At 64.9% G+C, this 13,261-nt stretch carries 11 protein-coding genes; 2 read left to right on the forward strand and 9 right to left on the reverse strand.

Features of this window, described 5'->3' with window-relative positions; translation table 11 throughout:
• Positions 1 to 83: 83 nt before the first annotated feature.
• From QGN17_RS11215 to QGN17_RS11225, 3 genes are all read right to left on the reverse strand, one after another.
• Positions 84 to 947, reverse strand: a complete 864-nt coding sequence (locus tag QGN17_RS11215; protein ID WP_281044574.1) for a dienelactone hydrolase family protein — start codon at positions 945 to 947, stop codon at positions 84 to 86.
• Positions 948 to 978: 31 nt separating this feature from the next.
• Positions 979 to 2,340 carry an MATE family efflux transporter gene (locus QGN17_RS11220; RefSeq protein WP_281044575.1) on the reverse strand — a complete coding sequence of 454 codons (1,362 nt, stop codon included), beginning with the start codon at positions 2,338 to 2,340 and terminating at the stop codon, positions 979 to 981.
• Between the two features lie 379 nt (positions 2,341 to 2,719).
• Positions 2,720 to 2,926, reverse strand: coding sequence for a hypothetical protein (locus QGN17_RS11225; protein WP_281044576.1), 207 nt, complete (start codon positions 2,924 to 2,926; stop codon positions 2,720 to 2,722).
• Positions 2,927 to 3,795: 869 nt separating this feature from the next.
• Here QGN17_RS11225 and QGN17_RS11230 point away from each other — a divergent pair.
• Together QGN17_RS11230 and QGN17_RS11235 are read left to right on the forward strand one after the other, a co-directional pair.
• The gene (locus QGN17_RS11230; protein WP_281044577.1) at positions 3,796 to 5,787 is read left to right on the forward strand and encodes a TonB-dependent receptor; all 1,992 of its coding nucleotides are present in this window, start codon (positions 3,796 to 3,798) and stop codon (positions 5,785 to 5,787) included.
• Between the two features lie 169 nt (positions 5,788 to 5,956).
• Positions 5,957 to 7,105 carry a lactonase family protein gene (locus QGN17_RS11235; protein ID WP_281044578.1) on the forward strand — a complete coding sequence of 383 codons (1,149 nt, stop codon included), beginning with the start codon at positions 5,957 to 5,959 and terminating at the stop codon, positions 7,103 to 7,105.
• Between the two features lie 44 nt (positions 7,106 to 7,149).
• Here the strand turns inward: QGN17_RS11235 and QGN17_RS11240 are convergent, their stop codons facing one another.
• The 6 genes from QGN17_RS11240 to QGN17_RS11265 all read right to left on the reverse strand — a co-directional run bounded on the left by QGN17_RS11240 (position 7,150) and on the right by QGN17_RS11265 (position 13,171).
• Positions 7,150 to 7,887, reverse strand: a complete 738-nt coding sequence (locus QGN17_RS11240) for a dienelactone hydrolase family protein (protein WP_281044579.1) — start codon at positions 7,885 to 7,887, stop codon at positions 7,150 to 7,152.
• Positions 7,888 to 7,929: 42 nt separating this feature from the next.
• The gene (locus QGN17_RS11245; RefSeq protein ID WP_281044580.1) at positions 7,930 to 8,688 is read right to left on the reverse strand and encodes a siderophore-interacting protein; all 759 of its coding nucleotides are present in this window, start codon (positions 8,686 to 8,688) and stop codon (positions 7,930 to 7,932) included.
• Between the two features lies 1 nt (position 8,689).
• Entirely contained in the window at positions 8,690 to 9,586 is an 897-nt protein-coding gene (locus QGN17_RS11250) for a phosphate ABC transporter substrate-binding protein (RefSeq protein ID WP_281044581.1), read from the reverse strand.
• Between the two features lie 14 nt (positions 9,587 to 9,600).
• Positions 9,601 to 11,151 carry an acetolactate synthase large subunit gene (locus QGN17_RS11255; RefSeq protein ID WP_281044582.1) on the reverse strand — a complete coding sequence of 517 codons (1,551 nt, stop codon included), beginning with the start codon at positions 11,149 to 11,151 and terminating at the stop codon, positions 9,601 to 9,603.
• A gap of 117 nt (positions 11,152 to 11,268) precedes the next feature.
• Entirely contained in the window at positions 11,269 to 12,126 is an 858-nt protein-coding gene (locus tag QGN17_RS11260) for an HpcH/HpaI aldolase family protein (RefSeq protein WP_281044583.1), read from the reverse strand.
• Positions 12,127 to 12,172: 46 nt separating this feature from the next.
• A complete protein-coding gene (locus QGN17_RS11265) occupies positions 12,173 to 13,171 on the reverse strand; it encodes a DODA-type extradiol aromatic ring-opening family dioxygenase (protein ID WP_281044584.1) in 999 nt (332 codons plus the stop codon).
• Positions 13,172 to 13,261: the final 90 nt, after the last annotated feature.

The raw sequence follows: 13,261 nt of genomic DNA on the forward strand, positions 1-13,261 counted from the left end.
GCTATCGGACCGGGCTCCTCAAGGCCGCGTGCCCGGGCGCAGCATCGAGGCGGAGGCCCGGCACAGGGCGATGCCCCGCCTGGCTACGTCAGTGCGCCCAGATACAGTTCGAGGAGCGCGCTCCACGCCCGTTCGGCCTGCGCAGGATCATAAGTCTGACCGCCTGGAACGCACCAGCCATGGTCCGCGGGATAGACCTCGACCACCGTCGGTCGACCGGCGTCTGCACATGCCTTGCGAAGCACGTCCTTCACGCCAGGCTGCTGGGCGTCATCGTTGCGCGCCTGGAGGATCAGATAGGTCGCCGCGGTCCTGGCGATCAGCAGATGCGGGCTGTCCGGATCGTTCGTCACCAGACCATTGCCACCATGGAAGCTCGCAACAGCGCCGATACGCCCGGGATTGGCCGCGGCCGTTCGGAACGCAAGCGCTCCCCCCATGCAATATCCCTGCACACCCGCCCTTGCCTTACGGTCTGCCTGCGGCCGGGCATCGAGGAACGCCAGGAAAGCCCGCGCGTCGCGATCGATCCCGTCATCCGTCATGGACTTGCGCAGCGCAAACAGTCGCGACCGCTGATCCGGATTGTTGAAGTCGAACGAAGCGTCGATCACGGGTGCGCGCGCGGACCGATAGAACGGGTTGGGCACCAGGACGATATAGCCCTGGCCGGCGAGCCTGCGGCCCATGTCGCGGAAGGCGGGGCGGAGACCCATGATATCGGGCCACATCAGGATCACCGTATGGCGCCCTTTGCCTTTGGGTTCGAAGAGGGCCGCGTCGCACTGGCCGTCCGGCGTCGGTACGACGACGTCCTGCTCGACCACATTTTCGCCGGCCATGCCGGTCGCCAGAGTGCCTGCGAGCGCGGTCGCCAGCAGGCCGAAGTGTCGCCGCGACAACCGCGCATCCTCGACCAGCCCGGGATATATGAACTCGTCGCACATGGCGGCCTCCGTCTCAGCGAGAGCCGGGATCTTATCGCCCCTGCCCTGCGCCCGTCATCGAAAAATCATCCATTGCGATAGAAGGTGATGTCAGCCGCAACAGCGCAGGAAAGCCCAAAGCGAGCGCCGCAGCGCGATAGATGTAACTGGCCAGAAGTGCTGTCCACACGCCATCATTGCCCGCACCACGCATCATGAAGTCGGTCGCAAGATATCCTACCAGCGCCGTGATCGCGGCGTATTTGAGCGCCTTCCCGCGGGTTGCACCTATGAAGATGCCGTCGAGCAGCCAGCTCGGCATCCCGACCAGCGGGACCAGCGCGCAATAGAGAAGCATCCGGTCAGCCTCTGCCCGTACAGGGGGCGCCGTGGACACGAAATCGACCAGCACACGCCCGCCGACGAGGAACAGGCAGGAGAAAATCGCAGCACCGGCCAGAGAAAATTCCGCCGTCAGCCTGATCGCCCGCCAGAGCGCCGGGCGCGATCGCGCGCCGATGGCGACGCCGACCCGCTGCTCCGCTGTGAAGGCGAAACCGTCGAGGACGAACGCGCTGATCCCGACGAGTTGCATGAGCAGGTGGTTCGCTGCGAGCGGGACAGTACCGAGCCTTGCGCCCGCCCTCGAGAGCCAGCTGAACAGCGCGAGGATTGCCACCGTGCGAACCATGATATCGAGGTTCACGGAGAATAGTCGCCGCAGCGCCTGCCGGGAAAGGATGGTTCTGACGCGCCACGCCCGGCCCGCGCTCGGACGTAACCGGAGGATCGATCGGACGGCGCAGATGCCGGTGAAGAGGGCAACCCAATCGGCCAATGCCGTGCCAATGCCGACGCCGGCGGCTCCAAGGTGACAGATCGCGACCAGGACAAGATCGCACACGATGTTGACGATGTTCATCGCCAGCTGGCAGGCAAGCGCGAGGCGCGTTTGCCCCAGTCCGATCAGCCAGCCGTTGATCGAGTAGAAAGCGAGCGCTGCCGGAGCCCCGAAGAATCGAAGCATGGTGAAGCTGCGTGCCGGCGCCAGGGAATTGGCGGGCACGTGCAGGATCGCCAGGATCGGGGATATCAGCAGCGGAGAGATCAGGAGCAGCGCGACGCCGATCCCGAACCCGATCAGGAGCGCGCGGGCCACCAACGCCACGATCTCGTCATCGTCACCCGCCCCCCAGGCCTGGGCGGTCAGTCCCGTCACCCCCATGCGCAGGAACCCGAAGGACCAGAAGACCAGGTTGATGACGGTTGCCCCCAGAGCGACGCCGGCGAGCGCAGCCGCGTCGCCGGTGCGACCGATGATGGTCGCGTCCGCCAGCCCGACCAAAGGGACTAGGCTCTGGCCGAGGATGATCGGCCAGGCCTGGGTGATCACCATCCTGCGGGTGAGTATCATCGGCCGGCCTCGTTATCTGCGCCACCGGGTTTCATATCGACCAACACCGCTCCATGCGCAGCGGCAGCCAGGAGACGAGTGAGCCGGCACATTGCTGCCCTAAACGCGATGCGCGGCAAGTCCAATACGACCGCACGCCTCGGACACGCTGGATCCGTTCGCGCAGGACAGCGAGCCGCACACGCGCACTGGCGTCAGGAGCATGGTTCAGCCTGTCGACAGCGACCCACGGATCCAGCGGATGAATTGACGATTTGCCTCCCGCAGCGACGCTGCAGACCGCGCGAAGCCGGCAGGGTCCTCGCCCTGCATCACCACCGGCCAGGCCGCCTGATGTCGCGCCATTCGGGTGCGCATCTCGGCAAATCGCGGGCTGAAATCAGCATGATCCTTCCGGCTTTTTGTGAACAGCTTCTCCGAGCAGCCGGATCTGCTGGACGTGGCCGGCGAGTGCCCGGCGGAGAACAACGAGCGCGCGCTTCTGGTCGGCATCCGGTGCCGCTGCCATGACCGCGATCCGGCCGAGTAGGGCCTCCAGCGCGTCGATTTCCCGCAGCAACTCCAACCTGTCGCCGGTGCCGGACATCCAAGCCCCCCTTCCGCATACCGCTTTAGCCGCTGCCGATGATGCGGGCATGCGGTCGTTCAAGAAGGCCCGTTCGCGTGCGCAGGCGTCTGGGACACTAGGGAGGCGGGCAACACCCTTCCAGCGCCCCCGGTGCAAATCCGATCGGAGTTGACGACGAAATTATGACGGCAGACGGTCCGCTCGTTCGTAGAGTTTCCCTCAAAGAATATCGGGACAGGAGCCGGATCATGATCCTCGCCTTTGGCAAGCGCTATGTCGGAAAGCTGGGCCGGCTCATAACCTGGCGCCACCTTACGGAGCCGCAGGCACCGCTCTCGGCCCTGATCCCGCGTCGGAGTGAGGCCGAGTGGGTCCACGTCCTAGAGACACTTTACTTTCAGTACTGACAATCTGATCCGGACTGGGGCCACCAAAATCCGCGAGACACGAAGGGCATTCCGAAAAATACAAGACGACCTAAAGTAACCGCCGGACATATATTGAAATATGACAGCGCTGGAACATTGAACTTTCGACTAGAAACATGAAAAAGTAATAGGCCAGCACGCCAATTCAATATCTGGCGAAAGCCCCCTGCTCCCTAGAAACGGCATCGCTTTGCCAAGGCGCCGATTAACGCGCGTCAGAAAAACATGGGAGGTCTTGTGGTCAATCATAGCAAGCGCAGCACCGGGGGCTCCGCCAACTGCCGCACGACAATTCGGTGGGCGACGGGGGTCGCTCTTGCCGCGCTCGCCCCAGGGCTCACACCAGTCCATGCGCAGGCTGCAGCCTCGGCTACCCAGGAAAGTGCGCAACCCGCCCCAAGCGGTGGCCTCCAGGAAATTGTCGTCACAGCGCAAAAGCGGTCCGAGAATTTGCAGAACGTGCCGATCGCGATCACCGCGCTCGGCGCCAAGCAGCTTTCGGTCGCGCAGATCAACACCACTGCCGATCTCAAGTCCGTGACACCCGGCCTCGCCTTCAACACGGCCCTCGGCGGCTTCGGGCAACCCCGCATTCGAGGGATCGGCACGACGACGACCGGCCCCGGCATCGAGAACCCGGTCGCCACCTATGTCGACGGGGTTTATATCGGATCCGCGGCGGGGACGCTGTTCTCCCTCAACGACGTCGACCAGGTCGCCGTGCTGAAGGGGCCTCAGGGGACGCTGTTCGGTCGCAACGCCACGGGCGGCCTCATCCAGGTGACCACGCGCACACCGAGCCAGACTCCCACCGCCGACGGGTCGATCAGCTACGGCAACTACGGGACCGTCAGCTCGAGCGCCTATGTCTCGGGCGGCCTCACCCCGACCCTGTCGGCCAGCGTCGCGGGGATCTACGACTACCAGAAGGACGGCTACGGCACGAACGTCTACAATGGCGAGGACGTGCAGAAGCATCGCGACTATGCCGGCCGCGGCAAGATCCAGTGGAAGCCGGATTCACAGACCAAATTCACCCTGTCTGGCGACTATTCCTATCTGCAGGGCGCAGATCCTGCGATCCATCCCGTCGATGGGACGCTCGCCGGCCCCGGCCCCGCTGGTGCCCGCGACATCGACCAGAATGTTCAGCCTTATCTGAACACGAAATCCTGGGGCGCCAGCCTCACCGGCCAGCACGACTTCGAGAGCGTACAGCTGCTCAGCATCACCGCCTACCGAAACAGCTTCCTGCACGCGATCATCGACGGCGACCAGACGCCAGCCCCGAACGTCGAGGTCGACCAGACGCAGAAGGACAAGCAGTTCAGCCAAGAGGTGCAGTTGCTGTCCACCGCGCCCGGGCCGTTCAAGTGGGTGATTGGCGGCTATTACTTCTGGTCGCGCGGCTCCTATGATCCGCTCGACACGAAGGTCCAAGCCTACACGCCGTTCGGTCCCATCAGCATCGATGCGCGCGTCGACAGCCGGCAGACGCTGAACTCCTATGCGGCCTTCGCGCAGGGCACCTACGACTTCGGAGCCTCCACCCACCTGACCGCCGGTCTGCGTTACACGATCGACGACCGCGCTATCGCGGCGACCTCCGACACGACCACGCCGTTCGGCTCGGACATCGAGAGCACGTCTGACAGCAAGAGCTTCAAGAAGCTGACCTGGCGCCTATCGCTCGATCACCGCTTTTCGCCCGGCCTGCTAGGCTATGTCTCCTACAATCGTGGCTTCAAGAGCGGATCGTTCGTGCCACAGGTGATCCCGGCCGAAGAGTTGAAGCCTGAGACGCTCGACGCCTATGAGGTGGGCCTGAAGTCGGACCTGTTCGATCACCGGCTGCGCGTCAATGCGGCGGCCTTCTACTACAATTACAAGAATATCCAGATCAACGAAATCCTGAATGGGGTGCTTTATCCGTTCGACGGCAAGGGCGCACGCAGCTACGGCGTCGATCTCGATGCGCAGGCGAAGGTCACCCGCGCGCTGACATTGAACGCCGGCTTCAGCTATATCCACGATCGCTACAAATCGTTCCCCAACGGTTACACGACCAACGACAATGTCATCGACCCTGCGACGTTCCAGTTCCAGGTTTTGACTGTGGATGCGACCGGCAACCGCCTTCAGGACACGCCAGACTGGACCGCCAACATTGGCGCGACTTATGTCGTCGGCCCGATCACGGTCGCAGCAAGCTACTATTATAATGACGGTTATTATGTCGATCCGGGCAACGGCGTTCGCGAACCGCATTACAACCTCGTCGATGCCTCGATCACCTGGACCTCGCGGGACCAGCATCTGTCAATCAGGGCGTGGGGCAAGAACCTCACCAACGCGCTCTACTCGATGCAGCTCGACGCCACGTCCACCGGCAACAACCGTGTCGCGGCCCCGCCACGCACCTATGGCGTGACTGCCGGTTTCCACTTCTGATCCCTGCAACTGAGGGCGGCGCCAGCGACGCTGCGCCGCCCTTCCTTTTGAGCAGCAGCCATCGATTATTGAGGTCGACATATCAGTTTCGCGTGTACCGGCTTGCCGCGCGGTGGCCCTGCGGCCACCCTCATCGCCAACGGCCGAACAGGCTCGAGGAGAGAGATCGATGCGTCATCGTTCCGCATTCACCGCTTTGCTGATCGCGTCTGTGACCGTGCTCGCATGTCCGGCCGACGCAAAATCGCGCGGCACTGAGACCGTCTTTTTCGGCACGCATGGAACCGGCCCCGGGCAGGGCATCTTCTCCGCCCATTTCGACCCGGCAACCGGAGCGCTGACGTCTCTGGGCCTTGCTGCGGAGATCGAGCGGCCGACCTGGCAGGTCGCGAGCCCGACCCGACCAATCCTCTATTCGGTGAGCGAAACCGGCAATGACGGCAAGTCCGAGGCCAGCGTCTCGGCCTTCTCGATTGACACGAACACGGGCAAGCTTTCCTTGCTGAACAAGGTCGGGTCGGGCGGCGGTGGCGCTACCCATCTTTCCCTCGACCCGCGCTCACAAACCCTGTTCGTCGCCAATTACGGTACCGCCACAGTGACCGCGCTACCCGTCAACGCGGATGGCACCCTCGGGTCCCTTGCATCGTCGCAACAGCAGGCTGGTTCTGGCCCCAAGCCACGGCAAAAAAGTGCGCACGCCCATTCGGTCGCCATCGATCCGAGCGGCCATTATCTGCTCTCAGCCGATCTCGGTGCCGACAAGGTGTTCGTCTACAGCTTCAATCCTGCGACCCGGCAACTGACGCCCGCTCCCACGCCGTCCTTTTCCGCGCAACCCGGTTCGGGCCCACGCCATATCGCCTTCGCGCCAGGCGGTCGTTTCGTCTATATCGACAGCGAGCTCTCCGGGGAGGTCACCGCATATCGATGGAATTCCGCCAACGGCACGCTGGGCCCGATCCAGACCGTTCCGGCATTCTCCTCCGACTATGCCGGCGAAAAGAGCGCCGCCGAGATCGCCATGTCGAGCGATGGCCGTTTCCTCTATCTGTCGACGCGAAACAGCGACCAGCTCATTGTCTATTCCACCGACCCGTCGAACGGCCGGCTCACCGAAATCCAGCGGCTCGCCGCCGGCGGCAAGACACCCTGGAGCTTCTCATTGTCGCCCGAGGGCAATTGGCTGCTCGTCGCCAACGAGGGCGCTGGCAGGATCAACGTCTTCAAGGTCAACAGGCGATCGGGTAAGCTCAGCGCGACCGACAAGAGCCTGGACGTCCAGAGCCCTGTCAGCGTTACCTTCAGCAAGGAATAGCCGGACAGTGGAGCGCGGAGTACCGGCCTCCGCGCGGGCAGCTGTCATGGTTTCAGAGCGCCATCCATCAGCGGGATGAGCGTGCGCCAGTGATGCTCGGCTTCGGCTGGGTCGTGCACCGGCATGTCGCTTGGCACCCATCCGTGCTTCGCCGGATAGGTCTCGACGAGATGATCGACACCGGCGTCAACCAGCGCATCGATCAACCGCTGTTTCTGGGCGTCGTCGAAATTGGCGTCCTCGATCGCGCCCGCAACATAGACCTTCGCGGTCACCTTCGGCGCGAGCAAGTGCGGGCTGGTCGGCGTGTCGTTGGCGAGCCCGCCGCCATGATAGGAGGCTGCCGCTGCGATCCGATCGGGGAAAGTGCCCGCCGCGATCAGCGCGAACCTGCCGCCCATGCAATAGCCGACCACGCCGATCCGCCCGTCCGCAAGCTCCGGCAGGCCCTCGACGGCGGCGAGCAGCGCCTCCGTGTCGGCCATCACCGCCCTGGGGGTGGCGAGTGCCATGAATTTCTCGCGATGCTGCTCGCGCAGCGCCAGGTCGGTGAACACCACCTTGGGGTCGACCGGCTCGTAGGAGCCCGAGCGGTAGAAGAGATCCGGCAGCAGCACGCAATAGCCGGACTGCGCCAGTCGCTCTGCCAGCTCATGGACCGCCGGCCGCATCCCGGGGCCATCCATGAACATCAGTACGCCCGGCCACGGCCCCGCGCCCGCCGGAATATGGACGTGGAGGGGCATGGTACCGTCGCGCGTCGCGACCTCGATTGTCTTCATCGCTTCCTCGCTGGGCTGTAGTGCCGACCCGAAAACCGGAGTTCAGTCTTCGATCCGCTGGTGGGCACCGGCCTCGCCCGCCGACCAGTAGCCGGCCGCCTTGGTCCAGCCGCGCGGATGGCCGAGCGTGTCGATCACATGGGCGCGCACCGCGCGCGCCACCTGGGATTCGGCGGCGATCCAGACATAGCCCTCGCCGGCCGGCAGTGTCAGCGCGGAGAGCGCGTCGTTGAGAAGCGCCGCATCCTCGCCGGCCTTGCCGTCACGCTCCACCCAGATCGTGTCGAGCCCCGCCCGCTCGGCGAAGGCAACGCGATCGGCCGGCCCATCGACGATCGCAACCACGGTCACCGGCACGTCGGCGCGCAGCTCCTCCAGCCGCCGCCCAATCGCGGGCAGCGCCGTCTCGTCGCCGACGAGCATGTACCAGTCGAAATCATCCGCCAGCACCGCCGACCCGCGCGGGCCGCCGATCTGCAGCGTGTCGCCCGGCTTCGCATCGAGTGCCCAGCGCGTCGCCGGCCCGGCCTCGTGCAGCGCGAAGTCGATCGCGAGCCGTCCGGCGGCGGTGTCGAACAGGCGCGGCGTATAGTCGCGCATCGCCGTCTCGCCGCCTGCGCCCACGAAAAACAGCTTCACATGGTCGTCAGGCGCCGCGCTCTCGAAATCGTGGAAGTCGGCGCCCTCGAACCAGATGCGCAGCATCGAGGGCGAGAGCCGCTCGACCGAGGAGACCGTACCGACACGCCGTCGCGTCTCCCGGCGGACGCGGGTGACGGCGTGGCGGGCGGTCTCGCTCATCTCAGGCGCCCAGCGTCGCGGTCACGTCGTCGAACAGGTCGTCGACCGAGAGCCGGTGCGGGATGATCTTCTGGTCGAGCGCCCAGTCGATCGCGAGCTGGATGCCCTTGCGGTTCGCCTCGAGGCCGATCGGCGGATAGACGGCCGGCACGCCGCCCTCGGTCAGCTCACGGCTCTCGACCAGCATGCGGTAGATTTCGCGGACGGCCTCCGGGTTCGTCCTGGTCAGGTCCTGATGCACCACGAACATGTGGTTGATCGGCACCACGCCCTCGCGCGCATACCAGTCCTTCGCCGCATCGAACGGCTCGGGGACGAGGTAGGAGACACGGGGATCCTTGGGCAGGTCGACACCCTGCAAGGTCGCGACCAGTTCGCCGTCGAGCATCATCTGGCCGATGTCGGACCCTTTGGGCAGCCGCTCGCAATTGGCCGGATCGCTATATTCGAGGAGGTGCCCCTCGCCCACCGTGCACCATGTCACCTTGTCGAGATCGACGCCATATTCGTGGCGCAGGATGCCCCTGATCCAGAGACCCGTCGTCTGCGCATAGGTGCGCACGCCGACGCGCTTGCCCTCGATGTCCTTGGGCTGGAGGCCGGGGAACAGCTCCTTATTGAAGCCCGCGCAATGGTGCTGGAAGCGGCCGTTGACCGGGATGGGCAGCGCCACAAACGGCTTGCCGTAGCATTTCGCCTGCAGCAGCGTGACAATGGCGAGCTCGCCGCAATCATAGGCATTCTCGCGGATCATCGCCTTGAAGCCGTTGTGCGCCTGGTCCGGCCCACAGATGTCGAGCGTCACGACGTCGGACGTCACGCGGCCGTCGCGGATCGCCTTGGTGACGGGATAATCGGCGAGGTTGGTCTTCAGCGTGGTGGTGGCGGCGGTGGCCATGCCCCCTCTCCTTCTCAGTAGAGCTTCACTTCGATCAGCACCGGGCCCTCGGCATCGACCGAGCGGGCCATTGCGGCGTGGAAATCCTCGGCCGTGTCGACGCTGACCGAGGGCACGCCCATGCTCTTGGCCATGGCGCACCAGTCGATCGTCGGCCGGTCGATGTCGATCATCGCCATGGCCTGGGGACCGGGCGTCTGGCCGGCGCCCATGTTCGTGTATTCGGCCTTGAGGATGGCGTACTGGTTGTTGGCGAAGATGATCGTGGTGACGGGCAGCCCTTCTCGCGCCTGCGTCCACAGCGACTGGATCGTGTACATGGCCGACCCGTCGCCGACCATGCAGAAGGTCCGCCGGTCCGGGCAGGCAAGCGCCGTGCCGGTAGCGACGGGCGTGCCGTAGCCGATCGAGCCGCCCATGTTGTTGATCAGGTCGTGGGGCCTGGCCCCCATGGTGAAGCCCATCGACTGGCGCCCGGTGGTGAGCGATTCATCGACGAGGATGCACTGTTCAGGCAGTGCCGCGGCGAGTGCGTGGGCGATGCTCTCCGGGTTGAGCGCGCCCGACGGCACCGGCGTCTCGATCCGCTCCTGAGTGAGAGGCTGCGTGCCGCCCAAGCCCAGCGCATCGACCAGCATCTCGAGGCCGGCGACGCTGTCCTCGTCCGGCTCGACCAGCGGGTGCACGATCGCTTCGGGGCCCTTGAGCAGGCTCGGCTTGTCGGGATAGGCGAAGAAAGCGACCGGCTCCTTGGTCTCGATCGTCACGATGTGGCGGAAGCTGTTGAGGAAGGCCTGCGCCTGCGGCACCGCATAGGGGATGCGCTCCAGCGGCGTGCGTCCCGCGCCGCGCTCGATCCGCGCGGTGAAGAATTGCGAGCCGAGGCGCGCGCCCGTACCGGCTGCGATCTTGCCGGCCAGTTCCAGCGCACGGCCGCGCGTCGACTTGTTGCCGAGGATGATCAAAGTCGGCTCGCCTGAGCGCAGCACCTTGGCCACTTGATCGACGCGGGCCTGATCCGGCGCGGCTGGCTTGACGGTCAGACCAGCCGGCAGCGCACGTTCGCCCGCATCCTTCCAGGCGGTGTCGCCGGGCAGGATCAGCGTCGCGATCTGGCCGGGATGCTCGGACGCCTTGGCGACCGCCGTGGCGGTGTCCCATGCGATCGTCGTGGAGCTCTCGGCGCGGCGCACCCAGTGGCTGAGCGGCCGCGCGAGGCCTTCGATGTCGGAGGTCAGTGGCGGATCATATTTCAGATGGCTCGCGGAATGCTCGCCGACGATGTTGACCATCCCCGAGCTCGCGCGCTTGGCATTGTGAATGTTGGCGAGCGCGTTGGCGAGGCCGGGTCCCAGATGGAGCAACGTCGACGCCGGTCTGTCCTTCATCCGGTACCAGCCGTCGGCCGCGCCCGTGCAGACACCCTCGAACAGGCACAGCACGCTCTTCATCCGTGGATTGTCGAGCGCCGCCAGAAAGTGCATTTCGGACGTGCCGGGGTTGGCGAAGCAAATCTCGACCCCCTGATCCGCCAGCGTCGTAACCAGGCTCTCCGCGCCGTTCATAAGCTCTCCAAGACCATCGGACATGTCTGCCCGTTCGCCCGCAATCACCACGGGCGGCCACCATCATCCAATCGAAAGCAAGGCGGCCGCGATAACTTCGCGGTCAACGCCATCGCGTCAGTAGCCGGCCAGCTCCCGGCCCCGTCCGACCACACCATAGCTGCGGCTGGGTGCCGACATGAGGAAGCGATAGCCTTCGCCGAGCAGCCGCTCGACATTCTTGGCATTGGTGTGGGGGTTGCCGACGACGACGTCGTGCTTCTTGCAGACCTCGACGATCTTGTTCATCGCACTGACCACCTCGGGATGCTCATACTGGCGCGGATAGCCGAGCGCCTGGCTGAGATCGCCCTCGCCGATCAGCACCAGCCCTATTCCCGGCACGTTGGCGAGGATATCGTCGAGGTTCTCGATCGCCTCGGGGCTTTCGCACATCATGCCGACGAGCAGCTCGCCATGCGGCGCCAGCGGCCAGACGTCGGCCTTGGCATAATATTCGGGCATGGTCAGGCCCCAGTAGCGCGCTGCCGTTGCCGGGCCATCGCCACGGACCCCCTTGGGCTCGTAGAAGGCTGCGCCTTTGGGCTTCGCGTAGCGGCAGGAGGCGACCGTGTTGTAGGCCTGCTCGACCGTCTGAACGTGCGGCGTGATCACGCCGTAGACGCCGCGATCGAGCACCTGCTTGGCCTGGAACTGGTTCATCTCGCCGCCATTGGCGGGGATGCGCGCGATGGGCGTGACGCTGGGTGCAACCGAGCCGGTCTCGGCGATCTTCTTGCGGTTGAGCATGTACTGGAGCGCATCACCCAATGCGGTGACGTCGTACGGATTGTGCTCCATCTCGTACACGACGCCGTCATAGGGCGCGTCGGTCATCTCCTGCGCCGTCAGCTTGTCGACCTTGGCGAAGCAGGTGAAGGCGGGCTTCCCCGCCTCGAACGCGCGGATGATGCCATTCAGGCGGGTGTCGGCCATGTGTCGTCCTTGTCAGCAATGGGAGTGAAAGTGCGGGCGCGGCAGATCAGGCCGACGCGTCCCAGTACATGAAACCCATGCCCTCGCCGGTTCCGGCTGGAGTGCGCCAGCAGGGAACGTAGTCGACGAGGGTCATCTCGGCGCCGGTATGCTGGAGCGCCATCATGACGATCGAGTAGATCTTCACTTCGGACGTGCCCGACTGGTAGTAGCCATTCGGAATCGCCGCGAGGCCGTCATAGTCATAGGCGGCGAGCTTCCCCATCACGTCGCGGTCGAACTCCTCGTCGTTGACGAAATGCGAGAGCCCGCCCGACGCGATCACCGCCACGCGGACGTCCTCGGGCCACGCCTCGATTGCATCGCGCAGCACGCGGCCGAACTCGATGCAGCGCTTCATCGACGGCTGCGTCGGCGGATAGAAGAGATTGAACAGCATCGGCACGTGCGGCGGCGGAGCGTCGCCCATGATCTGGTGGTAGACGAAGCTGTAGGCGTGCGGGACCACCGGATAGTCCGGCTTCATCCCCTGCCGCTGCGCCATCCAGACGTTCTCCGGCCAGGCCTGGAGATCGTTGAGGTCGAAGCCCTGCTCCTGGAATGCGTTGATGAGGTAGGTGGCGAGCTCCGGATAGGCCTTGTGCACGACGTGACGATCGGGCGCGTAGACGGGACGCTGCGGCGGGCCGTTATGCACGTCCTCGCCGGTGTAGATCGTGATCGAGGGCGACTGGTCGGGCCAGATCTCCTTCTGATCCTTGCCGAGGATGATCGCGACGTCGACGTTCGCGCGCTTGTAGGCGGCCGCCATCTCGTCGAGCGCGGCGCGGCACTTGGCGGCACGGGCGGTGCGCTCCTCGATGGTCAGGAAGGGCTCGAAGGCGGCGCCCCGCTCTTTCTCGAGCTCGGGGTACGTCCAGGTCCGGTTGCGATACCAGAGCTCGGGATTCTTTCGATCGCGCTCACCGTTGGTGAGCCAATCCTCGGGTGCCTGTCCGAGCATGCCGGAGTGCGGCACTGCCATCCCGAATACGATCTCCGCCATTTTCAATCTCCCGCCCCGCCAGGGCTCAATCAGTTCGGCGCGTAGCGGCCTGGAGCCGAATGCGCCTATTCAATGTCAGGTCACGGCCAT

This window comes from Sphingomonas oryzagri (assembly GCF_029906645.1).
GTDB lineage: Bacteria > Pseudomonadota > Alphaproteobacteria > Sphingomonadales > Sphingomonadaceae > Solisphingomonas > Solisphingomonas oryzagri.